Genomic DNA, 22,505 nt, shown 5'->3' on the forward strand with positions numbered 1-22,505 from the left:
TCACACAGCCATCCGCTCGTTGGTGTAGTACAACTGCCTCTCGGTCGGACTCAGAATGGTCTGGACCACATGGCTGGAGTTTCGGCCGATCTTCCAGATCGCGCGGCCGATCTGCTCACCCGACCAGCTGGCGATGTGCGCGCACTCGGTGTCGGTCAAGCCGATCACGTCGCGCGTCATAGCGAGGGGGGCGGTGTCCTGGCGCAGGCAGATCCGCACGTCGCAGCTGGAGATCAGATTGCGGGCGATGCTGACCTCTTCGCTGCCCTGGGCGCCGACCGCCTCGAAGTCCGACAGGCGATGCGTGCTCAAAACCTGGATCGTTCCCTGGGCTCGGGAGAGCCGGAGGTCCGAGTCGAGCTTGCGGATCATGGCCGGCACGCGCATCGCGCGCCACAGCTCGTCGCGGACGACCAGGCGCACGGGCCCGCCAGGCTCGTCGATCGCGGCTTGGCCCCAGCTCGACACGCAGGCGAGGGTCATGGCCACGGTCTCGTCGCCGCGGCCGTCGATCCGGGACAGGTCAACGGTCTGGATCGGCGCGCCGAAGTCGGGTCGGACCGTGGTGGGCCCGTCGAACAGGCCGGAGAGGCTGCCGCGGACCATGTTGCCGAGGGCGTCGGCGGCCGGGCGGATCATCTCCCGCAGTTCGGTGACGTCGGTGTCGCGGACGCGCAGGTCCTCGGCCATCTCCGGCAGCGGGTCGCGCAGCAGGGCCCAGACCTGCGGGATCGTCGGGTCGGCGAGGTGGCTGGCGCCGGTGGCCTGGCCGGAGGCGTGCTGGATGGCGAGGGAGAGGGCGGCTTCCTCTGTGGGCGTGAGGTTGCGGCCGAGCCGCATGACCAGCAGGGAGGAGAGCAGGGTGATCCGTCGGCGGTGGACTTCGTCCAGGCGCTCGCGCAGTTCCTCCGGGTCGGTGGGCAGGTTGCTCCCGAGCGGGCCGGCGTCCAGCGGGTTGAGCCGGTTCCGCAGGCCGGGTCCGAGTTCGACCGGCTCGACGCCGAACGCCCGGGCCAGCCCGGCGTACTCGTTCTTGATGTCCCCGAGGACGAACGATCGGACGCCGTAGGCGGCCAGGCGGGTCACCAGGGCCTTGATCGTCGCGCTCTTGCCTGTGCCGGGAACCCCGGTGATCAAGAGGTTGGGGTTGGTGATCAGCCCGCGGTGCAGCCACTCGATCGGGTGGCAGGCGAAAGCGCCACCGGACAGGCAGTCGACGCCGATGTAGGCTCCGGCCGCGGGCATGGAGGCCCCGTACAGCCAGGGGTACAGCCCCTGGACCTGGCCGGTGCTGCCCCTGAAGACCGGGACCTGCGGCATCCGCGGTGCTCGCCCGGCGAACGGGCGGGCGTGGCCGCGACGGGGCGCGACCGGTTCCCTCCGTTGCCTTGGCGCCTTCTGCGCCGGGGGCTTCGGCGCCACCGGGGCCGGGCGGCCGAGCACGTCGGTGAGGTCGAGGACGGGGAGGTCGGTGGTGGGTCGGCGACGGAACATCACGCCGCCCGCTTCTTGGGCAGGCCCATGCCGACCGGGAGCGCGCCGACGGCGAACCCGATGTCCTGGGTGAGCCACATCCGCTGGAGCTCGATGCTGCCGCTGTTGGCGTCGGCCAGGAGTTCGCTGCACGCGTCTTCGAGGTCTGCGGGGTTGGTGACGGTGACGGTGCAGTACGCGGTGTAGCGGACCATGCCGTGGCCGGCGGCGCGCTCCTGGTCCTGGGCCTCGGCGCGGCGCAGTGCCTGCTTCTCGTGCTCCGGGATGATCTGGCCGGTCTTGCTCCGCATGCTGACGGCGACCTCGCGGGCGGTGCGCTCCTGCATGATCTCCCGCTCGGCGGCGCGCGGGCTGCGGGGCTCGTAGTGGATGTTCAGCGTCCGGCGGTACTTTCCTTCGCCCAGCAGCGGCGCGAGGGCGGTCGAGTACACCTTGTTCTTCGGCCAGCTGTGGACGGAGTAGGTGACCGACACCGCGCCGTCGTGCTCGTACCTGCCGCGCCCGCTGTGGGCGGCGGACGGACCGGCCGCCGCCGGGTCCACCCCTGCCTCGAAGGGGACCTCGTCACCGCGGAGAACGGCGGCGGCGGCCGCCGCCCGGCGCTCTGCGAGCACCCGGCTGGAGTCCGGATCGAACGCGGTCCTCATGACCTCGGCCAGCTCCCGGGGGTTGAGCCAGCTCTCGACCTGGAGGTCCGCGGAAGTGATCGAGGACGTCATGGCCCGAAGGTTTCGGACCAGGACGGCGGCGGCTCCGGCGTCGCCGCCGCCGGCCGCCTTGATGGGGCTGGCAGCGCGGACGGCGGCCATCGTGATCGCGAGGTACGCCTCCCGCTGGCTGGTGGCCAGGGTGGCGGTGGACAGCAGCGACTTGGTGACATCGACCGCGACGGTGGGCGCTTCGGTGGTGACGTGGTCGCTGTGCCAGCGCTGGAGCGCGGCACCGGATTCCGGGACGATGCGCTGGAGCGCCTGAATCCGGATGATCGGATTACCCTCGGTGCACTGGGAGTTGAGCAGCGAGCCCCAGCTGGCCACCCTCTGGTCGCGCCTGCTGGAGTCGGCCAGGCCGATGCCGGGGAAGCGCACCCGGGCGACCGCCGTGTACGTGCGGTCGAGCTGGTGGTGGATCACCGCGATCGGGGCGCCGCTGCCCCCGTCGGCTTCGAGGATCGTCAGTGGGGCGAGGATGCCGGGCAGGTCCATCTTTGGCTCGTCCGTCTCGGACGCACGGGGCGCGAAGGCGCCGGAGAGGAAACGATTCTGCCCGCGGAAGCGGAGGATTTCGTAGGACACTGCGGCGACCGCCCATTCATCGACCGTGCGGCCGGCGATCCGGACGAACGCGAGTAGGAAGAGGACAAACGACAGGGGCCAGGTCACAAGGCCGGCCCGGATGTACGAGATTGCGAACGGCCAGATCAGCGCGAGGATGCCGACGCCGAGCATGGCGGCGCGCTGAAGGCTGAGGCCGAAGAGGAAGGCGACCTTCTCTTGCTGCCACCCGAAGTACGTGCGGGTGGGAGCGGTCTCGGTGCTCATGACTTGTCCCCTCCTTCGGAGTGGTCAGGGCGGGTGGTCCTGGCAGGCGGCGCGGTGGGGCGCTCGACCGGGGCGGCCTGGGCGCGGGGCCCGCTGGGGCGGTCCGCCGGGGCCAGTGCGGGCGTGGGGCGCTCGTGAGCTGGCTCTGGCGTCGGGCCGGACACGGGTCGGCTGGCCTGGAGCGGTGTGGCACCGGAGGCGGGCCGGCTCGCGGCGGCCGGGGCCTGGGCAGGCGCCGCAGAGCCGGATGCGGACGGCGCGCTCCCGGGTCCGCCGGGCTGGGCCGCCCGGAGCGGGGGTCCCGGCACGGGGCGTCCTTGAGGCGCAGGCCCGGCCGGGGAGCCCGCGCCCGCCGAGGCGCCGGTGGACGGGCCTGCGGGTACCGGGGGCATCTCGATGGTGGGCGGGTCGCTGCGCGGAGGACCGGCGACCGGCAGGTCCGGGGTGATGTCCCGGAGCGCCTGCTGGTGATCGGCTTGCGGGCTGGCCGGTCCCGCCGGTTCGACCTGCGGTTCCTGTTGGTCCGACCAGTCCGGCTCCGGCTGGTCCGGCAGCACCCCGCCAGCGGTGGGCAACGGTGCGGCAGCGTGGCGGTTGACGTACCCGGCCGGCTGCGCCGCGTAGGGGTTCGCGCCCTGCACTCCCGCGTGTCCGGCCATCTTCTCCATGCCACCGGCCAGACTGTTGGCCGCCTGCTGGGCAAGCCGGACACCGGCAGCCGCGATCACGCCGACCGGACCGGCCGCGGCAGCAGCACCGGCGCCTCCGGCCGCCGCCCCGGCACCACCGGCACCACCGGCACCACCGGCGGCAGCGCCTCCGCCCTTGCTGGCGAAGTTGCTCATCGTGCGGCTGGCGCTCTCCTGCCCGAACGAGTCCGGGGAGGCGCCGGACGCAGGACCTGCCGGGGCACTCAGCCGACCTCCGGCGAAGCCGAGCAGAGCGGCGAGACCGGCACCGCCGCCGACCTGGACGCTGGCGAACGAAAAGAACCTCGCGATGGCCGGCCATGCCAGCGCCGCGAGCATCAGGATGAGCATCCCCGACAGGGTCGTCTGGAGGTCCTTCGAGTCGCCCGCGATGTTGAAGCCGAGGGCGAAGACCAGCGCGATGACCGGCTTGAGGATGATCAGCTGGACGGTGGAGGAGACCAGCTTGGACCACCAGCTCTTGGTGGAGTCGGACACCTGCCCTGCCGCGCTGATCGGCGAGGTGGCGATCAGCACGGCGATCGCGGCGTTGCGCAGCAGCATCTCGAACCAGAGCACAAGCGTCAGCAGGATGCCGATGATGGCGATGATCAGCAGGAGCGAGGCCGCGGTCCCCGGCGTGTAGGAGACCAGTTTGGCGATCTTGTCGCTGAGCGCCTTCTCCCCGCCGAGGGAGTTGTCGACGATGTACTTGGTCAGTTCGTCGCTCGCCACGAGCGACGTGGAGGCGACGATCAGCGTGAGCATGAAGGCCAGCGCGGCCTTCCCGACGCCTACGGCGGCGGTGGCCAGTGGGCGGCCGTCGTGGGTGATCACCGTGCGGATGACCTGGACGATGACCAGCAGGGCGGCGACGAGGCCGGCGATGCCGAGGGATATCGCGTAGACGCTGCGTATGCCGTTGCTGGCGAGGTCGACGGGCGGGATCTTGACGAAGGCCGTGGCGAACGTCTTGAGCAACTCGGTCGCGGCGTCCGCGAAGCTCTTGCAGATCGACTCCCACGCGCCGCTCGCCACGTTGGTGGCGGCGTCGCCCGCGAGGCTTCCGAGGATGGTGTCGCTGGGGCCGGGGATGCAGCCGAGGGGATCGGTCAGGCCGCAGGGCATGCGGGCCCCCTGGTGGTGCTGATGACCATGATCGTTATCGCTTCAGTTCCTGCCAGCCCTTGGCCGAGGCTTGGGGGCTGCCCGGCTCGGCGATGAGGCTGGTGTAGTCGGTGGTGGAGTTGCCCGAGGGGGCGGGGATGCGCCAGTCGGTCGCCGACCAGGTGAGGTCGAGCGGGTAGACGCCCATGCGGGTCTGCATCCCGGTGCCGGGCACGCTGGTGGTGTAGGTGGCCAGCAGCAGGACCTGGACGCTGTCGGGACCGACCGAACGCACCTGGTACTCGACGGGCGACAGGACGACGGAGGTGCCGGGCTGCAACTGGCCGCTCTTCGGCAGGCCGAGCCCCTTGCGTGTGGCGACCGGGCCCTGGGCGAGGACGTCTGCGGCGTTGGACCATGAGTCGACGGCGACGAGCCGGGCAACGGCCGCGGCGCGGTCGGGTTCAAGGGTGGAGCCGAGCTGGCGCCAGTACTCGACCGCCGCTGAAACAGCGCCTACCGTGGAATGCGGGTAGCCCACCTGAACCCCGTTGACGAGGCGCTCCCCACGGACAAGCTGGAGCGGGCCGGTCAGCCCGGGGGCGGGCGACCCGGTGGAGTCCACGCCGGTGACCGACCCCGGCGGCGGGATGGCGGCCGGCGGCGTGAACACCTTGGGCCCACGGGGCTCGTTGCTGGACTCGATGGCGACCCCGATGGCGACAAAGGCGAGCAGGCCGACGACCCCGAGGAGGAGCAGCGGCAGAATCCGGCGGCGAGGGCGGTCAAGGAACTGGTTCATGACGCGCTCTAAGCCGCAGCGCCGAAGACGGTGTTAACGACCGGGATGGCGCAGGCGGTCACGATGACGCCGCCCAGTGACCAGACCAGGCTCCTCTTCCCCTTCTCTGCGGAGTCGGGCCGGTTGCTGAGGTGGCCTATGCCCATCAGGCCGCCGGAGACCACGGCGGCGACGGCGCACGCGATCAGGGCGCCCCACTTCGCATAGCTCAGCAGGAGGTTCGCGCCCTTGCTGCCGTTGGTCGGGTCGGCCGGCGCGGGATTCTGGATATCGGCGAGGTAGTGAACGTCGGCAAGGTGGTGAACGGCTTGCAGGGCAAGGGACATACCGGGCTCCCGGAAGGCAGACGCGCCAGCGATCCCGCGGGATCGTCCTGGCCAGAAGGAGCCGCCCCTGCTATCGGGCACGGGGAGGCGAATGAGGCGGCCTTCACCTGGGTTCAGCACGTGAGGTCAGTGCAATTCACTCTGGCTAATTGGCCGTGAGCAAACGATAAGCGCTCGCGAGCCTGGCGCGTCAACCAAAGTGAATGTGACTAGGCTCACCTCGCCACTCTCTGTTTACGGTGGCTAATCAGCGTCACTGTGCGCAACGATGAGGCTTAGTCAGAAACAAGGAGTGCTACGCGCGTCATGCCAGCCGAAGAATCCGCCGAGTCCGGGTCGATCGCGAGCCGGTTGAACCACCTGTTCGCGACGGTGCACCCTGCCGACCGGGCCCCGTACACCAACCCCGAAGTCGCCCAAGCGATCAACGAGAAGGCCGGCCACCAGGTCCTCGGACCCACCTATCTATGGCAGCTGCGCAAGGGCAAGCGGACCGACCCAACGCATAGTCGCCTCACGGCGATTGCCGACTTCTTCGGAGTCTCTCCGCTCTACTTCTACGAGGAGGAGACGGCGCAGCGGACCAACGAGCAGCTCCGCCTCGCGGGCGCGCTGCGCAACGCATCAATCCGACAGATGGCGCTCGACGCGGACGGGCTCTCGGAGCGCAGCATGACGGCCATCGCTGCCATGATCCAATCGGCGCGAGCAATGGAGGGCCTGCCCGACTCCGGCGCCGCACCCGAGTGACGAGCACCACACGCTAGGCCGCCAGCCAGATCATCACAAATTCACATGGTTGGCACACTCCGAGTGCCCGTTCGCATACAGTTCTGCGAGCCGGGAGGAGTGACCGGCCGACTACCGTCGCCCGCTCCGCAAGACTGCCTCCCGATCAGGGAGGCTTCTTCATGAGCGCGTCGCAGCTCTGCGGCAATCGACAACTGGACCAGGACTTCCCTTCGCGAGTACCTCGACAGTCGCCAGCAGCAGCCACTCCGTCGGCACCGACCGAAGCGCCGCCGAAGCACCCGCTTGCGGCGGTGAGCACCCGAGCCCGCACGGGTGGGGCGGAGAGTGTCGCCGAGGCTGCCCTGCGCCTGGCATTCCCGGACCTGAGGCCCGCCGCCCTCCAGCACCTGTTCGGCCGCTTCGGCGCCTAATCCCCCCACGCACACCTGGCCGCCACATGGCGACCGAGCCCCCGACCGGCGCCTTCGCCTGGGCGAGCCATGTGCAACGTAATTCACTTTGGCTAACTAGTGGCACTGATCACTCTCACTCTGGTTGACCAGAGTGGCTCACATCGGCCTATGGTTCGACTCAATCCAATTAGCTGATGTGAACCGACCGCGCTCCGTCCGGTGCTGCGGTCTCAGAGGTGGCACGTGAAGAAGGCAGCCCATCTGGCGCTCACCGGCGTCCTGGCACCCTTCGGGGTGGTCCTTGGCATCGCGCTCTCCGGCGGAGGAACCGCCTCCGCCACTCCCGCCGTCCCCGGTGCGAGCGGCGGGCTGGGATGCTTCAAACCGGTCGCGCCCGGGAAGGTCGCTGCGGACGGACAGCAACTGACCACCGAGCAGATCAACAACGGCCAGATCATCTATCAGGTCTCGGTCCAGCTCCAGCTGCCGCCCCAGGCCGCGGTGGTCGCGATCACGACCGCCTTGCAGGAGTCGACGCTTCGGAACCTCAGCTCCGGGGACCTGGACTCGATCGGCTTGTTCCAGCAACGTCCGTCGCAGGGCTGGGGCTCACCTGCACAGATCATGGACCCCGTCTACAGCGCGACCAAGTTCTATGCCGCACTGGTGAAGGTTCCGCTGTGGGATATCCTGCCGGTCACCGTGGCCGCCCAGCGAGTGCAGCAGAGCGCGTTCCCGTCCGCCTACGCGAAGTGGGAGAGCACCGCTCAGCAGCTGGTGGCCACCTACAGCGGGAATGCCACGAACTGCTCGCTCGGCAACGGCGACGGCCAGACAACGACCGACGCCATCAACCTCCCCGCCGGCTTCTCCCTCCCAGCCGGAACACCCGTCCAGGTCGTGACCGCGATCAAGTTCGGCATCTCGAAACTGGGGATGCCCTACCAGTGGGGCGGCACCGGCGATCCGAGCTACGACTGCTCCGGTCTAATGCTGCGCGCGTACGAGGCTGCCGGGATCAAGATCAGCAGGACGACTTTCGAGCAGGTCTTCAACGGGACGCCGGTCTACGCCGCATCGCAGCTCAAGCCAGGTGACCTCATCTTCCTGGCCGGTAGCGACGGCACGCCGACCTCGCCCGGTCATGTCGGGATGTATCTAGGGTCGAACCTTGTCCTAGACGCGCCAAGGACAGGCAAGAACATCCAGATCACGACCTTCACCGGCGGATATTGGGACAAACAGGCGGTGGCCTTTCGCCGGATCGTTCCCTCGTAGGTTGATCGTGTCGTCATCCGATCGAGTGGCCGTCGACATCGGCGACAACTCGGCCGGAGGGTGGTGCGGCAAAGTCGTCGGACCGCCACCCTTCCTGCTGGCTGCCCCGGCCTGTTGGACTGATCCCGCTCCCCCAGGAAGGACCCACATGGAACAGCCACCCGTGCTCGTCGTGCGCGACGAGCTGTGGGAGTTGCTGGCGAAGGCTGACGATCCCATGAAGACGGTGGAAGTCGAAGCAGCCCACCGCGGCCTGACCACAAGGCAGTTGTTGAACTCAATCGCACGCCAGGCCCGCATCGACGGCATACCGCGTCTTGCTCGCCCCTCGTTCGTGCCACACAGGCCGGCCGACTTCGACTAGCTCGGGCGGTGCCGGAACCACCAGCAGTGCCCTCAACCTATGAGCAGGGATCATGATCCATCATTCGTGGAGCCGGACGGTCAGCGAACTCTCCGAACGGACGGAGCTGGCGCGCAGCGCCGCAAGCCGAGCGGAAGCCGTTCGCGCCCGGCCCACCGGTGACCGCGCCAGCCAAGAGGAACTGTTCTCCGCCGTCGCCCTTAGCCGGGCGCGGGACGCCGCCCTGCTCAAGGCCGCCCGGTTCGCCCTGCGCCGCCGCGCCGCCAGCCGACCCGCACCGCTGCGGCTTCCCCGCGGGCGGATTCTTCCCAGAGCACCTGCTCCTCGCTGGTGGCGAAACGCCGCCGTCTCCTGGGACGACGCCGGGATCTGGCGGGTAATCCCGCTGCCGGGTCCGGAGTGCCTCCTCGGGCTTCCAGAGAACGACGGCCTTCTGCGCACCGGAAGCCACCATCATCCCAGGTCACATCATGTGCGTTCTGTGAGTCGATGCGTTGAGTGACTGGGCTCTGTACGTCAGCGCTGGTAGGCAGCAGGTGCGGGCTACCCGGCGGTCCGGCGCGCTGGTGAGCGCCACCCACAGGAGTGAGGCGAGGGCGGACCGGCCCCGGTGCGCAGTGGTGCTCGGTACCTTCGGCTCCTGATGAGAGGGGGCGGGTGCTGGCCAGGCGGAAGTACCGGCTGGAGCTGAGCGTTGAGCAGGCCGTGCTGGCCGAGACGTTCGGCTCGATCTGCCGGGCGGTATGGAACGTAGGGCTGGCAGGAGTACCGGCGTCGCGGCCAGTCGAGCGGCTACGTCGATCAGTGCTGGCAGATGGCGGAGCCGAAGGCCGACTTCCCCTGGTTCGCCGAGGCACCGTCGCACATTCTTCAGCAGACCCTTCGGGATCTGGAGGGTGCCTGCCGTCGACACGGCCCGTTCCGGGTTCGGTGGCGCTCGCAGCGGCGCTGGGCGCCGTCGATGCGCTACTCGGACGGCAAGCAGCTCCGGGTGGAGCGGGGTCCCCCGCAACGTGGGCCGGGTGAAGCTGTCGAAGCTCGGCTGGGTGCGGTTCCGCTGGTCAGATCGAGCAATTCACCCGTGCCCTGGTCGAGATCGAGGCCTGCCTCGCCGAGATCGTCACCACCCGCAAGGTCATCGACGGCCTCGCCCTGCCCGACCACGCACAGGCCTCCGAGGAGCCCACCACCGTCTACCAGCGCGTCGTGACCGCCTCCAACGAGCACCCAGGGCGGGTCTTCCAGGTTCGCGACCTCCATGAACTCCTCGGACTGCCCACCGACGAGCCCTCGATCAACGTCACCCGCTCCCGCCAGGGACGACTCGTCCGTCAGGGACTCTTCGACCAACCCGAACGCGGCCGCTACCAGAACTCAACGTCCTCTCAGAAGCCGCTTGCTGACAGCCAACGGTTGCGTGAAGTCCCCGCGAGGAAGCGGTGGGCGAGCGTAGGTGCAGGTCCCGAGCGGGGTTCACGAGGTGGTGAGCGTGTCGAGGGCGTCTTTGGCACAGGCGATGGCGGCGGCCTCGGCGGTGTCGCTGGGAACGGCTTTGAGCTCCAGGCCGGATTGGGTGGACGCAGAGTAGGTGACAGTGACGAGCGCGTTGCGCTGGACCACTGTGAGCTCGGCCTGGCCGAAGCTGGCGCTGTGGGAGATGTAGCGCAGGGTCGCCTGGTCACCGAGGCCGGGCACGGTCCGGTTGTCGGTGACCTTAGCGCCCGCGTCGGTCTTCTGGTTGGTGGTCAGCATCCGCTGGTAGATGGACGCTGCCTGGGGGTTCAGCATGACGGTGACACCGGCGATGGCGTCCTTGCTCGTCCAAGACCCGAGTGACATGGTTACAGGTTCGATGCGCTCCGGCGCGGTGCAGGTTGCTCCCTTGATATAGCGCTCGACGGTCTCCGGGCGCAGGAGCGCACAGCTGTCGACCAGCGCCGTGTAGGGCGCGGCGGCCGGGGCGGAGGAGGGCAGCCCGCTAGGGACGGCAGCCGCAGTGGTTGGGGCGGAAGAGAGGGGCCCGCCGGAGCCGGTTGCCGCAGTGGTCGGGGCGGAGGTCGGCGCCGGGTTGACGAGGTTGGCCACCAGGCTCAGTGCGAGGCCGGCGGCTCCGGCTCCGGCGGTGAGGCCGCCGAGCAGCCAGGACCACCGTCGGGTGGGGCCGGCGGGGCGCAGGTCCGCCGGGTCGGGGAGGGTGGCCGGGGTGGGCTGCTCCGGGAGGACATGGGTGGGCGCGACGGTTTGCGGTGGCTCCGGAGGGGGCGGGGTGTCCTCGGTGTCTGCCATCTTGTGGTGAACCTTTCGCGGGAGGGTCAGCTGCTGGGCAGGTGGTAGGCGGTGAGGGTGGTCCCGTAGCTGATCAGCAGGGTCGATTCCTGGAGCAGGACCTTCGGGTCGCCTGGCTGCCGGGCGAAGGTCTGCTGCCACTGGGGGGTGCCGCCGGTCGCGGTGAGCGCCCGCAGGGTGATTCCGCCGGCGGCGGCGGGTGTGGTGAGGAGGACCAGCTTCCCGGTGGCGCCCCGGACGGTAGCGGGGCCTTGGGGTGACTGCCAGGTCCAGGCGGTACGCCCGGTGTGCAGCTCGGTGCCGGACACGCTTTGCGGCCCGCCCAGGACGAGCACCCCGGCGGCGTCCGCGCTCCCGATGACGGAGCCGCTGTGCTGTCCGCCCCAGAGCCGGGTGCCCTGGGCGGAGTCGAAGGCCGCCGTGTTGACCCGCTCGTCCAAGGCGGTCACGATTCCGGGCGGCAGACAGGTGACCACGTCCTGGTGGAGCGACAGCGAGCCCTGGTAGGACTCGAAGTACAACGTCGCGCGGGCCTGCGGAAGGCCGGTGGGCCGGCTCCAGACGCTGGCGCCATCCTGGCCGTCCACCGAGGCCAGGGCCATATCCGAGGTCAAGGCGTACAGCCGGCTGCCGGTCGGCGGCGCATACAGGTCCAGGGCGTCGAGCGACCAGCGCTGCCGCCCGGTCGCGCGGTCGATCGCCGTGAAGTGGTAGGCGCCGCTCGTGACCGTGACCTGATCCGGGGGGAGCATCACGACCAGCAGGCCTGCCGCGGCCGTGCTCTGGAGGTGGAAGGTGTTGCCGAGCGTGGCGTTGGTCCAGAGCTGGCCCCCGTCGGTCGCGTCGTAGGCGTGCAGCGTGCTGTCCTTGCCGGTGACCAGCAGCAGGCCGGGCAGCGGCAGGGCCACGGACTGCGCGCCGGGAACGGTTTCGGCCCCACGCCAGAGCGTCGTGCCGTTGCGGGCGTCGCGCGCCTGCACCACGCCGGCCGAGTCCACGGTCCACACCCGGCTGCCGTCGCCAACCGAGAGAATGCCGGTCTGCGCGTCGCTGCTCCACAGCGTCCGCCCGTCGGTGCGGGCGTAGCCGACCACTCCGGTGCGGTCCGCACACACCGCCGCTGCCGGCCCGCAGCTGACAGGAGCCATGCCGGTCCGCGGGAGCGTGACCGACCAGGCCGTCGGGGGTGTGCCGTCGGCCGGGTCAGGCCACAAGGCCCGGGTGGCGCCTCCTGCGGCGGCCGTGGCCAGCAGGGTCCCGCCGAGGACGAGCAGGCGGCGCCGGGTGCCGTTCGGGTCTCTCAGCGCCTGGGCCAAGTGCCGCTCGCGTTGGCGTACCGTTCGCTCGGCCTCGCCCATCCAGTCGGTGCCGACCGCCGGACCGTATCGGAAGGCTGCGGCGAGTTCGGCCGGTGCGGGCCGCCGGGCCGGGTCCCGATCCAGGCAGCGCACCAGCAGCCCCACCAGGTCCGACGGTACTCCGTCGAGGTCCGGGGTCTCCTCGGCGGACCGGTAGATCAGCGCCGCCGCAGGCCCCTCGCCGAAGGGTGGGCGGCCGGTGGCGGCGAAGGCCAGGACGGCGCCGAGCGAGAACAGGTCGCTGGAGGGGGTAAGGTCCTCGCCCGCCGCGTGTTCGGGGGACATGAATCCGGGGGTGCCGATGGTCTCACCGCTCACGGTGGGCTGCGCGTCGGCCGTCGGTTTGCTGATGCCGAAATCGATCACCCTCGGGCCGTCCCGGGTGATCAGGATGTTCGAGGGCTTCAGGTCGCGGTGGATGATCCGGGCGCGGTGGATCGCGGTCAGCGCCTCTACCAGCCCCGCCCCCAGCACCTGTAGCGCGGGCCCGGTGAGGGGGCCGTGCCGTGCCACGGCCTCGTGCAGGGATGGGCCGACGACGAACTCGGTCGCCAGCCAGGGAAGTTCCGCTTCGGTGTCGGCATCCACCAACGCCACGGTGTAGGCCCCGTTGACTGCCCTGGCCGCCGCCACCTCCTGGGTGAACCTGCGCCGGAAATCGGCGTCGGCCGCGTACTGCTGCTGCACGGTCTTCACCGCGATGGGGCGTCCGCTGTCGGTGGTGGCCAGGTAGACATTGCCCATGCCGCCCGCGCCAAGTCGCCGCAGCACGCGGTACGGGCCGATGCTCCGCGTGCTCATGCACCGTCTGCCCGAAAGGCTCGCAGGGTGGTGGCGGACCCGCAGAAGAGCGTTCCGCCCCTGGCTGCGGTGGTCCACCAGCCTTCGTCGGAGGCGGCCTTCGCCACCCAGCGGATCGCGCCGTCGGCGGCGTCCAGGACGGCTGCGCCGGACGATCCGTCGAGCAGGGGTACCCCGAAGAAGCCGTCTCCGGCTGACGGCGCCCGGAAGCCCGGGTCCGCGTTCACCCCGGTCGTCGCCTTCACGGTGGTGTGCCACAACCCCTTGCCCGTCGTGACGTCCAGACAGTAGGCGGTGCCCTGAGCCCCGGAGAGAAGCAGCCGGCCTGCCCCGAGCGCGCAGCCGAAGACCCCCTGAGGAACTGCGGGAGCCGCCCAGCGCTGCTTCCCGGTGGCCGGGTCCAGGGCGGCGACCGCGACACCCTGGACGACCAGCAGCAGCTCGCCGGTACGCAGCAGCCGCGAGGGTAGCCCGGTATTCCCCGGCACAACGCCGGTGGCCTGCCAGTGGGACGCACCGGTGCGCAGGTCCACCGCTTGGATGACGCCGTTGTCCTCGTAGTAGCAGCGGCCGTCGGCGACCAGGCCCATCGAGCTGCCGGAACCGCTCATCCTCTCCTCCATGTGGCGGGCCGAGCTCACCGCCAGGACCTGGGTGATCTCCTGCTGCCACAGCACCGCCCCGCTGCTCAGCTCGGCCCCGGTCACGACCCCGCCGCCGCTGAGTGAGGTCTGGCGTGCGAGCACCACCGTCTGGCTGTCCGCGCCGAAGACTCGCAGGCTCATCGCGGCGTAGTCGCGCTGCGCGGCGGGCACGGTGAGTAGGCTCTGTTGGCTCTCGCCCCCGGCGTTCAGCCACACCAGGTTCGCGAAGTCCATGGACGTCCCGTAGATCAGGTCGTTCTGCACCTGGAAGAACTGCACGTCCTGCCGGGACCAGACCCGACGACCCGACGCCCCGTCGAAGCTGGCTGCGGCCTGCCCCTCGTTCCACCACACCGGGGTGGCACCGAGCATGGACAGCTGGTGAAGGATCGTCAGACCGTCGATCGGAGTGCTCCACAGTGGCGCCGGAGCGGAGGGCGGCGTGCCGGAGCCTGCCGCTGTCGCTCCCCACGCGTCTACGGCCTTGCCCACCGTCCGGGCGCCAGGGGTGAGCAGCAGCGGCACGCCGACGGCGGTGGCCACGCTCGCGCCGAGCCCGGCGCCGAGCCCGAACAGGCCGCGGCGGCTGAGGGACTGCCATGTCCGCACCGGTAAAGCGGGCGGATCGGCCTGGGGGGCGCCCAGATCGGCCTCGGCCTGCCATTCCCGGACGTCGAGGTCGGCGAGCAGCCCCGGGCTCAGCAGCGCCGCCGGATCGGCAGGGGCCAGTGCGCCCAGCACGGCCGTCGCGGTGGGCCGTCGAACGGGGTCCTTGGCCAGACAGGAGGCCACCAAGGGGAGCAGCGTGGGGGGCACTCCGGAGAGGTCCGGTTCCTCGTAGACGACCCTCCGGTTGACCTGTGCGGGCTCACCGTCACCGAACGGCGTGCGGCCGGTGAGTGCGTACACCAGCAGGCAGCCGAGCGAGAACACGTCGGCCGCGGCGGTGGTGGTTGAGTCGGCGACGATGCGTTCGGGGGCGACGTAGCCAGGTGTGCCGCACACCATGCCGGTCCGGGTCAGGTGCGCGGCGTCGAAAGCGCGGCTGATTCCGAAGTCGATGACGCGCGGACCGTCCCGTGCGATGAGCACATTGCCCGGCTTAAGATCGCGGTGCACCACCCCCACCGCGTGGATCGCGGCCAGCGCCTCGGCGAGAGCGGCGCCCAGGGCCCGTGCTCCCGCCTCGCCGAGGGTGCCGAACCGCAGTACCACCTCGCCGAGGTCCGGCGCGGGTAAGTAGGACGTGGCCATCCAGGGCCGACGACCGCGCGGTTCCGCATCGACTACGGGCGGCGTGTGAAAACCGGTCACCCGGCGCGCGGCCTCAACCTCCTGCTGGAAGCGGCGGTGGAACTGCGGGTCCTCGGTGTACTCAGCCCTGATCACCTTCACCGCGAGCAATCTCAACCCGGGCGAACGGGCGAGGTACACCTCCCCCATCCCGCCTGTGCCCAGTAGTCGCAGCAACTGATGCGGGCCCACGAATACAGCCTGCTGTACCCGCGTGCCCTTGGCGTTTCTGTCGGCCGCCACCAGGCCTCCCCAGAGTGTTGCCGTCATCACAGACAGACACAGTGACACGTGCAACTCATCCGGCGGTTCCCTTTCGCACAATCGGCTGCCGTCCCACCGACGGCCGGGCGTGCTGCCGGCGGTCGCCTGGGCCCCGAACTGGTCTGGCACTAGCCCGATGGCATCACCAGCGGCAAATCCGCCCCAGAGTGCCCGCGCGCTGTGCATCCCCTACTGCGTTGCCGAAGAACCCGAACTGCTGCAGGCGGTCCTCACTAATGTCCACGGCGGCCGCAGCCAGGCCACCGTCGATGTGGTCAGTCAGGTGACGGTGGCCGGCGACAGGTCGCCCGAGCTGCCGAAGAACTGCTCCAGCGCGGGCACGAAGTCGCCGGCGGCTTCGGCAGCATGCGAGCGGGCGGCGAGGAGCTTCGGCCCCGAGCCGCCCCTGCCCTGCTTGGCCTGCCGCTCTCAACTCTGCTGCACCTGCTTCGGAAAGTCCCTGACACGTGGCTGCCCACCCATGAAAGATGTCCGTATGGCAGACAGCGCAGCGCTCTTCGGTCTGATCGGCGTGGCCGGGGGAGCCGTACTGGGAGCGGGGGCCACCATCTTCTCGTCGGCCCTCCAGACCAGAACAGCGGAACGTATCCGACGACGCTCCCGTGCCGAGGAGGAGATGCGTCGGCTCATTGCCTTGCGCAAAAGCACCCGGGAGGCGTTGAAGTACCTGTCGGACACGGTGGAAAGCCTGGAGTCTGGCCAGCCAGCCTCCAGGGACGACTTCATGGCCGGCTGGCAAGTGCAACGAAGCGCCGTCACGGATGCGGCAGAGATGACGACGATCGACGGATTCGGCCTCGCGCTCTCTCCCGGTACCGAGGAGGCTATGCGCGGGCGGCAGCGCTCACGCCAACGGAGGTGGCTTCACCGACGCCAGCGGAGCCCATTTCAAGGTCTCCCAGGCATCGTCACCTCACTGGACATGACCGGATCCGCTGTCGGTGAAGCGCTCCGTACCCAGAACCTCGGCACCGCCTTGGGCCCGGAGGACCTGCGGCGGCTACGAGAGCTGGTGACTCGTGCGGAAGAGGGCCGTTCGGCACTACTGGCCACCCTCCTCGACCGGATGGAAAACCTGCAGGACTGACTCTACGTAGGACCGGCTGCTCGGACAGACGCCGCCACGGTATCCAGAGGCCTCCTGAAAATCTCGCTGGAGGAGGGGTTATCCCGGGGCCGGGGGACTCCTCCTGTCGGCTATGCGGCGGCGGGGGGCGAGGACCGTCGGCTGGTCACGAGGCGCTGTCCGTGTCGGACGCCTCGTCCGTCGAGGGCGCGCGCCGTTCGCGGGCTGCGCGGCCGAGGGTCTGCTCCACGTCCGCGACTTCGCCGGGGCCGTAAGCTGTGCGGATTCCGGAGTTGGACATGCCGGCGGCGGCGAGGTCGGAGAGCTTGTAGGGGCGCGGGCGGGTGAACTCCCGGCCGTAGGCGATCAGTCGGCGGATCTCGCCCTCGGCCTGCTCCTTGCGGTAGCGCGCGATGCCGATCGCGGTCAGCAGCGGTTCGTTCTCCTCCCAGTCCGCGTCCGCGGCGGCCTCAAGGTTGTGGATCATCTCCTCCCGCTGGGCGTGGACGGAGTGGCACACGTCGTTGTAGACATCTCCAGCAGCCCCGCCGCCCGCAGCTCCGTCTGAGTGGCAAGACCAGCTGGAAGGCGCAGACATGGTTGCACCCCGGCCTTGGGGTGCGGGTCCGGGCGGGCCTGGAGGAGGAGTTCCGACAGGCCAACCGTGACCGCCACGCGGTGTGGGAGCGGTCCAGGGCGTACGGCGCCGCGGTGGCGGAGTTGCTGGACCACGCTGGCTGACCTGACCGGCGACGGCGCCGGCCACCGGTTCGTCTCGCGTAGACAGGCAGAAGGCCGGGGCCTCACCGTGAACGGTGAGGCCCCGGCCTTCTGCCTGTCTTCACTCCCTGGCCAGCGTCCCCCTATCGGTGGTGGTCCACTCGTCGCGTTCATCCTGACCGTCCGAGGGCCGCCACTGGACGTGAACGGCTCCGGGGCGCACGTCGATGATCACTCCGCGTAGGTACTGGCCGGAGCCATCCTTGGTCGTCGCCATCCAGTGCCAGCCTATCCAGGTGGTGGGGGGCTGCTTGGCGTAGCGGTCGTGGGTGATGTTGTTCATGCTGAACTCCTGCGATGGTCGGGGGCGGTTCCGGCGCCGTTCTGTCGGGATGAGCGGCTCCGGTCACGGTGGGCGGGGCGGGAGCGGACATCCGCCTGGGCCGGTCGGCCGGTGAGCGGGGACGCTGGCCTGCCGCCGTTGCGTCACCGTGCTTCCCCGTTCCATCCGCGACTGTCGCGCACCAAACCCGCCGAGGCCCAGAGCTTGACGTCGGACGGCCGGTAGCGCCGAAGGCCGTCAGGGGTCTCGATGTACTTGGGGCCGGTGCCTGCACCACTCAGTTCCCGCAGGTCCGCGCTCGTGATGCCGAGGTAAATCGCCGCGTCGTCCGCGGACCACCACGGGCGGCGAGTCGCGCCGAGCTGTCGCTTCATCGCCCGCCCCCCGTGTCGGAGGAGCGGGTTTCCAACCACTGCCGCACGTCCCGCGGGTCGTACCGCCTGTGGCGCCCGACCTTGTAGCTCCGCGGTCCGGTGCCCTTCCAGTTCATCTGGTAGATCGACTGCGTCGGCACACCCAGGAAGTCCGCGAGTTCCTGCAAGGTCCACAACCTGTCCGTACTCATGAGCACCCACATTCCGTTCATGTGTCATTTCGACAATTTCACTTGTCATTTGGACAACCGAGATGAGCATCGAACAGCGCTACCTGGCTTGTCAATACGACAGAACAAGTTGTCGTTTCGACATCTTTGGCGCAGGCCATCCTTGCCCCCGGCAATCCACTGCGGGAGTTTGTCGATTCGACAAGAGCAGGCGCCTGGCAAGTTGTCGATTGCGCGATCGAGAGGCGATGAGTAGAGTTGCCGATACGACAAGCAAGGAGGCCAGATGTCGAGCAACTCGGCCCCGTCGACCCTGTCGGTGAGCGACGCGGTAGCTCTTCGGGTGAAGGAGGCTCGAAATCGACGCGGGTGGACCATGAAGCAACTAGCGGCCGCCTGCCACGAGGCTGGCGCGACCAAGCTGACGGCCCCCGTCCTGGCCAACATCGAGACGGGCCGACGCGACGCGAACGGCGTTCGACGGCGCGAGTTGTCGATCGACGAAGTCGTGGCCCTCGCAGTGGCGTTGGGCATTTCGCCGATCCATCTGCTCGGCCTTCCGGACGAGGCCGAGCCGGGCACAAAGGTCTTACTGACTCCCGAAGTGGCGATCGGTGACGGCGAGTTGCTGCTGGAGTGGTTCTGCGGACAGAAGGCTTTGCCCCAGGGCGACGCCAGGCAGTTCTACTCGACGGCCATCCAGCGGATGCCGGCCGGCGACAGCCAGCAGGCACTCGCCGACTTCACCAGTTCGGTGCTCCAGGACCGGGCCGCCGCAATGACCGCAGCCTTCAACTCGGAGATGGCAGCGACGCTGGCGAAGATCAACGCTGCGGTTCAGTCGGGCGCAAGCCCGGAAGAACTCGCTGCCCTACTCAAACCGGACGACTCCGGCTCGGAGTAGGGCCGCCACACCACCAGGCGTTCGGCACCGCCGCGACGCCAGTTCAGCGAACCCGATTGCGCGACCGACCGGTCCCGCACCCGCACGGGCAGAAAAGAGGCGATCTTATGGCATGCACCCATCAAAGATTGGCAGAAGACCATGCTCCACGCTCGGATCGAGGACCGCGGTAAGCACGCGGACTACCTGCTGGCCGTCGAACGCGCTCGCGCGGCCGGCCGCACCCCGCCAGCCCGCTACCGCGTCCGCTGGCGCGACGAGTCGGGCACTTCCCATAGCCTGAGCGTGCCGAACCCGCACCTCGCGGCGGCCGTGCGGGCCGATATCGCCCACGGCCGGGCACCGCTAACGCTCGGCGACATAGTAGATCGCTGGTCGTCTCTGCCGGTATGGTCTGCCCGGCCGGGGGCGCCGAGGTTCCCCAACCGCAGGCCGCTCGACCGGCACGTGCTGCCTCGCCTTGGCAGCAGGCTCGCCATCACGATTGCCCGAGCCGATGTCGAGCGCCTGATGTCGACCCTGCGCGCCGAAGGCCAGCTAGGCGTCGCCACGATCAACAACGTCCTCGCAGCACTCAAGCGTGCCTTGGAACTCGGCGTCCGCTACGGGCACTTGCCCAGCAATCCCGCGCTCGGCGTTCGGCCGATCCCGCGGCCGGCCTGATCTCCGGCCCAACGCCCCAGCCTCCGGCCCTTACGCTTCCACACCACGCCGCCGTCACCACCCACGCCGCGTGCGGACCACCGATAAACCATGCAACCCGAAATGCGGCAGAAGCCGCACATTCGAACGGGCAGAAAGAAGGAGTTATCACCATGGACCAAATCGCAATGAAGCACGGTGAAAACACATGTCTGAGCCTTACGATCGCTGGCACAAGTCGCGCCCGGCCGCCGGGGAAAAGAAGTGCACGGCCCACAAAAAGGTAGCGTCGAGCAGTCACGGCCAAGGCAAGCGCTGGCTAGCTCGGTGGCGGGACCACGATGGGAAGCAGCTCAGCGAGAGCTTCGACAAGTACGACGATGCCAAGCAGCACTTGGCAAAGATCGAGACGAGCGTCACTGAGGGCACCTACATCGCCAAGGATAAGGGCGCTACTCTCATCAAAAGTCTGGCGGAGCAGTGGCTGACAGACCTTGTCTTTCGGAATCCTCGAACCGAGCCGCAGTACATCGCGCGCGTGAATCGCTACATCATCGAACCGCTGGGGCACATAAAGATCAAGGACCTGATTCCTTCGCGCATCGTCTCGTGGATCAAGGGAATGCTTCGCACCATCGGAGAGACGTACGCCGGCCTGATTTTTAGCCATTTCAACTCCATCATCACGATGGCAGTTGACGACGGCCTAATCCTGAAGAATCCCTGCGCCTCACGCTCGGTCCAGCGTGTCAAGCCGAGGCGTCAGCGCAAGACACCAAAGGAACTTCCCGTGGATTGGGAAGACTCCGAAGGCATCAAGCAGAACCTTCCGGACCGATACAAGGTCACGGTCGACTGCGGCCGCGGCATCGGGATGCGACAGGGCGAGATATTCGCGTTCAGCCCCGACGATGTCAACTGGCTCCATAAGGAGAAGGTCGTTCACATCCGTCGCCAGATTGCACATGACCGCGGCGTGATGGTATTTGCCCCTCCAAAGGGCGGCGGCGAGGACGACCCGAAGGACCGGATGGTTCCAATCGGAGACGATCTGGCGTTCCTTCTTGCCGAGCACATCCGCCTTTTCCCTCCGGTTGATATCACACTCCCATGGATCGAAAAAAATGGTCCGCCGGTAACGGTGAAGCTGTTCTTCACGTCTCGCGAGCACAAGCCAATCAATAAAAACTACTACAACTGGCTCTGGAAAGCGGCCCTTGAGGAGATCGGGCTAATTCAGGCGCTGAACGACAAACCGGTCGGCCGCGGCCGGCTGTGGGAAAAGTGCCGGGACAAGATGATGCACTCACTCAGGCACCTGTTCGCATCTGAGGCCCTGAACGAGGGAGTCGACATCTACACATTGGCCGATCTCCTTGGCCACGAAGACCCTGCCTTCACGCTCCGCAGGTACGTCCACCGGGTGGCGCGGTCGTTCAGCAAGGCTCGCGAGGCGATCGGCCGGCGCTACAAGCACGCCGCGTAGCATCGGCACCTGCGACGGCCTGGCGATCGTCGCGCCTTCCAGATCGGTGGCGCTGCGTAGCGGCGGGTGCGGATGGCCGACGCGATGCGCTCATCGCTTCTCAGTGTCTCTCGACACGGCTCATCCGTTGAGGCCGCCGGGTGTGCACTGGTTGTGAAATGATCTTCCGCACGACCCCTATTTTCGCAGGTCAGAGGCATGTTCGAGCACTACTACGACCCATAGGACCCCCCCTGACCTGCGGAAACGTCTGGCGAGGGGTCGGCTGCAATACCTCTCGGGCTCGCGATGTGAAATGAGTGTGAAATGAGCACGGGTAGATCGAACTCGCGATGATCACCCCACTGCCCTTGCCAGCACTGGGCAGCACGCCATCTCGTTACTTTCAGTAGTCATCGTTCGCGGCTGCTGACCCAGCGGGTTCGATCTCTTACCCGCACTGCCACCCCCGCAGGCGAAGCGCCACCCGTGCTCCCCAAGCAGCGGAGCCTGCCGTAGTCGCCGCCCTAGGGTCGCTCCGGTCCGACAGACGGTCGATGGCGATTTCGGCCGGCGCGGAGGTCAACAACGCCGCCAAGGCCCGGCGGTCAGCCGGGTGAACCACCAAGGGGACCGGTGATGCGGGACAGCAGCATGGAAAGCGCGTAGTAGAGCCACGCCCCAGCCGGTGATCTGGACCATGCGCAGGACGGGCAGCCGGCGCCCTCGGACGAACAGGAGCGGCCTGCCGACGAAACGCTGCGAGTGATCAGCTGAGGTGCAGCGGGAGCTCCACAGCAACCGCCGTCCTGTTCCTGATGGCATCGGGCTGGCCCTAGAGACCGGCACCCCCGCAGACGCCAGCCTCAGGGAGGGTGAGTTCGACGCAGTGGCAGCGTCGTGGCCGCCGGCAAGGTGGGCAGTGACGGAGCGGACCTGCTCGTAGCCGGTCATGGCGAGGAAGGTCGGGGCGAGGCCGTAGGACTTCATGCCGATCAGATGGACGTCCTTCTCAGGGTGGGAGTGGGAGAGCTCGGCGCCGCCGTGCGGGTGGAAGGTGCCACAGCAGTGCTGGTTGGGGTCGATCAGCGGGGCGAGGGCGGCGGGGGCCTGGAGGCTGTCGTCGAAGGCAAGGCGCAATTCGGTACGGAAGGACAGGCCGGGGCGGAGGCCGGTGAGTACAAGGATCTCGTCCAGGCACTCGGCGCGGGTGCCGTCAGAGGTCAGGGTCAGTGTGCCGTCGGTGGCCCGTGCTTCCAGATCCGCAGGCCGGGATCTTTCTGAGTCGGGCCGTTGACCCAGACGAACGTGCACAGCCTGTGGTCGAGTCAGCGGTGGCGAACCTCAAGGATGCACTTGGCCATGCCACCTGGTCTTCGACCCGGCTCGCGCGGCACGCCAGCCAGTC

General features: G+C 68.8%; 21 protein-coding genes and 1 pseudogene. 9 read left to right on the plus strand and 13 right to left on the minus strand.

Annotated elements, in window-relative coordinates; all coding sequences use genetic code 11:
• From AB0P03_RS10605 to AB0P03_RS10625, 5 genes are read right to left on the minus strand one after another with little or no spacing between them, the layout of a single operon-like run.
• The gene (locus tag AB0P03_RS10605) at positions 1 to 1,494 is read right to left on the minus strand and encodes a type VI secretion protein (RefSeq protein ID WP_363628470.1); all 1,494 of its coding nucleotides are present in this window, start codon (positions 1,492 to 1,494) and stop codon (positions 1 to 3) included.
• Positions 1,494 to 3,035, minus strand: a complete 1,542-nt coding sequence (locus AB0P03_RS10610) for an SCO6880 family protein (protein ID WP_363628472.1) — start codon at positions 3,033 to 3,035, stop codon at positions 1,494 to 1,496. Before AB0P03_RS10610 ends, AB0P03_RS10605 begins: the two co-directional genes overlap by 1 nt.
• Entirely contained in the window at positions 3,032 to 4,852 is a 1,821-nt protein-coding gene (locus AB0P03_RS10615; protein ID WP_363628474.1) for a conjugal transfer protein TrbL family protein, read from the minus strand. Before AB0P03_RS10615 ends, AB0P03_RS10610 begins: the two co-directional genes overlap by 4 nt.
• 34 nt (positions 4,853 to 4,886) lie before the next feature.
• The gene (locus AB0P03_RS10620) at positions 4,887 to 5,633 is read right to left on the minus strand and encodes a hypothetical protein (RefSeq protein ID WP_363628476.1); all 747 of its coding nucleotides are present in this window, start codon (positions 5,631 to 5,633) and stop codon (positions 4,887 to 4,889) included.
• A gap of 8 nt (positions 5,634 to 5,641) precedes the next feature.
• Entirely contained in the window at positions 5,642 to 5,959 is a 318-nt protein-coding gene (locus AB0P03_RS10625; RefSeq protein WP_363628477.1) for a hypothetical protein, read from the minus strand.
• A 306-nt stretch (positions 5,960 to 6,265) separates the two neighbouring features.
• Here AB0P03_RS10625 and AB0P03_RS10630 point away from each other — a divergent pair, with 306 nt between their 5' ends.
• From AB0P03_RS10630 to AB0P03_RS10645, 4 genes are all read left to right on the plus strand, one after another.
• Complete coding sequence (locus AB0P03_RS10630) at positions 6,266 to 6,709, plus strand: helix-turn-helix domain-containing protein (RefSeq protein ID WP_363628478.1); 444 nt, start codon at positions 6,266 to 6,268, stop codon at positions 6,707 to 6,709.
• A 638-nt stretch (positions 6,710 to 7,347) separates the two neighbouring features.
• Positions 7,348 to 8,382, plus strand: a complete 1,035-nt coding sequence (locus AB0P03_RS10635) for a C40 family peptidase (RefSeq protein WP_363628479.1) — start codon at positions 7,348 to 7,350, stop codon at positions 8,380 to 8,382.
• 148 nt (positions 8,383 to 8,530) lie between these two features.
• Positions 8,531 to 8,746, plus strand: a complete 216-nt coding sequence (locus AB0P03_RS10640; RefSeq protein ID WP_363628480.1) for a hypothetical protein — start codon at positions 8,531 to 8,533, stop codon at positions 8,744 to 8,746.
• Between the two features lie 657 nt (positions 8,747 to 9,403).
• Entirely contained in the window at positions 9,404 to 9,772 is a 369-nt protein-coding gene (locus AB0P03_RS10645; RefSeq protein WP_363628482.1) for a helix-turn-helix domain-containing protein, read from the plus strand.
• Positions 9,773 to 10,219: 447 nt separating this feature from the next.
• Here the strand turns inward: AB0P03_RS10645 and AB0P03_RS10650 are convergent, their stop codons facing one another.
• The 3 genes from AB0P03_RS10650 to AB0P03_RS10660 are packed head-to-tail and all read right to left on the minus strand — an operon-like array spanning position 10,220 to position 15,371.
• A complete protein-coding gene (locus tag AB0P03_RS10650; RefSeq protein ID WP_363628484.1) occupies positions 10,220 to 11,032 on the minus strand; it encodes a hypothetical protein in 813 nt (270 codons plus the stop codon).
• Positions 11,033 to 11,058: 26 nt separating this feature from the next.
• Positions 11,059 to 13,191, minus strand: a complete 2,133-nt coding sequence (locus AB0P03_RS10655) for a PQQ-binding-like beta-propeller repeat protein (protein WP_363628486.1) — start codon at positions 13,189 to 13,191, stop codon at positions 11,059 to 11,061.
• Positions 13,188 to 15,371: a protein kinase gene (locus AB0P03_RS10660; protein ID WP_363628487.1), complete on the minus strand. Its 2,184-nt coding sequence runs from the start codon at positions 15,369 to 15,371 to the stop codon at positions 13,188 to 13,190. Before AB0P03_RS10660 ends, AB0P03_RS10655 begins: the two co-directional genes overlap by 4 nt.
• 517 nt (positions 15,372 to 15,888) lie before the next feature.
• On the opposite strand from AB0P03_RS10660, the gene AB0P03_RS10665 reads away from it, so the two are divergent.
• Positions 15,889 to 16,500, plus strand: a complete 612-nt coding sequence (locus AB0P03_RS10665; RefSeq protein ID WP_363628488.1) for a hypothetical protein — start codon at positions 15,889 to 15,891, stop codon at positions 16,498 to 16,500.
• Positions 16,501 to 16,645: 145 nt separating this feature from the next.
• On the opposite strand, the gene AB0P03_RS10670 is transcribed toward AB0P03_RS10665, so the two are convergent.
• Entirely contained in the window at positions 16,646 to 16,966 is a 321-nt protein-coding gene (locus tag AB0P03_RS10670; RefSeq protein WP_363628490.1) for a hypothetical protein, read from the minus strand.
• A gap of 113 nt (positions 16,967 to 17,079) precedes the next feature.
• Between AB0P03_RS10670 and AB0P03_RS10675 the strand changes: the two genes are divergently transcribed.
• Positions 17,080 to 17,220 (plus strand): hypothetical protein, encoded by a 141-nt coding sequence (locus AB0P03_RS10675; RefSeq protein ID WP_363628492.1) that lies wholly within the window; start codon positions 17,080 to 17,082, stop codon positions 17,218 to 17,220.
• Positions 17,221 to 17,320: 100 nt separating this feature from the next.
• Here the strand turns inward: AB0P03_RS10675 and AB0P03_RS10680 are convergent, their stop codons facing one another.
• The 3 genes from AB0P03_RS10680 to AB0P03_RS10690 form a co-directional block, all read right to left on the minus strand.
• Positions 17,321 to 17,542, minus strand: coding sequence for a hypothetical protein (locus tag AB0P03_RS10680; protein WP_363628493.1), 222 nt, complete (start codon positions 17,540 to 17,542; stop codon positions 17,321 to 17,323).
• A gap of 143 nt (positions 17,543 to 17,685) precedes the next feature.
• Entirely contained in the window at positions 17,686 to 17,916 is a 231-nt protein-coding gene (locus AB0P03_RS10685; protein ID WP_363628495.1) for a hypothetical protein, read from the minus strand.
• Positions 17,913 to 18,128, minus strand: a complete 216-nt coding sequence (locus tag AB0P03_RS10690; protein WP_363628497.1) for a helix-turn-helix domain-containing protein — start codon at positions 18,126 to 18,128, stop codon at positions 17,913 to 17,915. Before AB0P03_RS10690 ends, AB0P03_RS10685 begins: the two co-directional genes overlap by 4 nt.
• A 244-nt stretch (positions 18,129 to 18,372) precedes the next feature.
• Between AB0P03_RS10690 and AB0P03_RS10695 the strand changes: the two genes are divergently transcribed.
• The 3 genes from AB0P03_RS10695 to AB0P03_RS10705 all read left to right on the plus strand — a co-directional run bounded on the left by AB0P03_RS10695 (position 18,373) and on the right by AB0P03_RS10705 (position 21,118).
• Positions 18,373 to 18,990 carry a helix-turn-helix transcriptional regulator gene (locus tag AB0P03_RS10695; protein WP_363628499.1) on the plus strand — a complete coding sequence of 206 codons (618 nt, stop codon included), beginning with the start codon at positions 18,373 to 18,375 and terminating at the stop codon, positions 18,988 to 18,990.
• A 141-nt stretch (positions 18,991 to 19,131) separates the two neighbouring features.
• Positions 19,132 to 19,653, plus strand: a complete 522-nt coding sequence (locus AB0P03_RS10700; RefSeq protein WP_363628501.1) for a hypothetical protein — start codon at positions 19,132 to 19,134, stop codon at positions 19,651 to 19,653.
• Positions 19,654 to 19,840: 187 nt separating this feature from the next.
• On the plus strand, positions 19,841 to 21,118 hold the full coding sequence (locus tag AB0P03_RS10705; RefSeq protein WP_363628502.1) for a tyrosine-type recombinase/integrase: 1,278 nt from the start codon (positions 19,841 to 19,843) through the stop codon (positions 21,116 to 21,118).
• An 817-nt stretch (positions 21,119 to 21,935) separates the two neighbouring features.
• Here the strand turns inward: AB0P03_RS10705 and AB0P03_RS10710 are convergent.
• Positions 21,936 to 22,315, minus strand: a pseudogene (locus AB0P03_RS10710) (flavoprotein); the annotation flags it as partial.
• Positions 22,316 to 22,505: the final 190 nt, after the last annotated feature.

The sequence above is a fragment of the Kitasatospora sp. NPDC088779 genome (assembly GCF_040685395.1).
Lineage (GTDB): Bacteria > Actinomycetota > Actinomycetes > Streptomycetales > Streptomycetaceae > Kitasatospora.

Bases quoted from the DNA above. Each gene is read 5' to 3' on its own strand.
- AB0P03_RS10605 (WP_363628470.1), bottom strand. From the start codon at position 1,494: ATGTTCCGTCGCCGACCCACCACCGACCTCCCCGTCCTCGACCTCACC.
- AB0P03_RS10610 (WP_363628472.1), bottom strand. From the start codon at position 3,035: ATGAGCACCGAGACCGCTCCCACCCGCACGTACTTCGGGTGGCAGCAA.
- AB0P03_RS10615 (WP_363628474.1), bottom strand. From the start codon at position 4,852: ATGCCCTGCGGCCTGACCGATCCCCTCGGCTGCATCCCCGGCCCCAGC.
- AB0P03_RS10620 (WP_363628476.1), bottom strand. From the start codon at position 5,633: ATGAACCAGTTCCTTGACCGCCCTCGCCGCCGGATTCTGCCGCTGCTC.
- AB0P03_RS10625 (WP_363628477.1), bottom strand. From the start codon at position 5,959: ATGTCCCTTGCCCTGCAAGCCGTTCACCACCTTGCCGACGTTCACTAC.
- AB0P03_RS10630 (WP_363628478.1), top strand. From the start codon at position 6,266: ATGCCAGCCGAAGAATCCGCCGAGTCCGGGTCGATCGCGAGCCGGTTG.
- AB0P03_RS10640 (WP_363628480.1), top strand. From the start codon at position 8,531: ATGGAACAGCCACCCGTGCTCGTCGTGCGCGACGAGCTGTGGGAGTTG.
- AB0P03_RS10650 (WP_363628484.1), bottom strand. From the start codon at position 11,032: ATGGCAGACACCGAGGACACCCCGCCCCCTCCGGAGCCACCGCAAACC.
- AB0P03_RS10655 (WP_363628486.1), bottom strand. From the start codon at position 13,191: ATGAGCACGCGGAGCATCGGCCCGTACCGCGTGCTGCGGCGACTTGGC.
- AB0P03_RS10665 (WP_363628488.1), top strand. From the start codon at position 15,889: ATGGCAGACAGCGCAGCGCTCTTCGGTCTGATCGGCGTGGCCGGGGGA.
- AB0P03_RS10670 (WP_363628490.1), bottom strand. From the start codon at position 16,966: ATGATCCACAACCTTGAGGCCGCCGCGGACGCGGACTGGGAGGAGAAC.
- AB0P03_RS10680 (WP_363628493.1), bottom strand. From the start codon at position 17,542: ATGAACAACATCACCCACGACCGCTACGCCAAGCAGCCCCCCACCACC.
- AB0P03_RS10685 (WP_363628495.1), bottom strand. From the start codon at position 17,916: ATGAAGCGACAGCTCGGCGCGACTCGCCGCCCGTGGTGGTCCGCGGAC.
- AB0P03_RS10690 (WP_363628497.1), bottom strand. From the start codon at position 18,128: ATGAACGGAATGTGGGTGCTCATGAGTACGGACAGGTTGTGGACCTTG.
- AB0P03_RS10695 (WP_363628499.1), top strand. From the start codon at position 18,373: ATGTCGAGCAACTCGGCCCCGTCGACCCTGTCGGTGAGCGACGCGGTA.
- AB0P03_RS10700 (WP_363628501.1), top strand. From the start codon at position 19,132: ATGCTCCACGCTCGGATCGAGGACCGCGGTAAGCACGCGGACTACCTG.
- AB0P03_RS10705 (WP_363628502.1), top strand. From the start codon at position 19,841: ATGTCTGAGCCTTACGATCGCTGGCACAAGTCGCGCCCGGCCGCCGGG.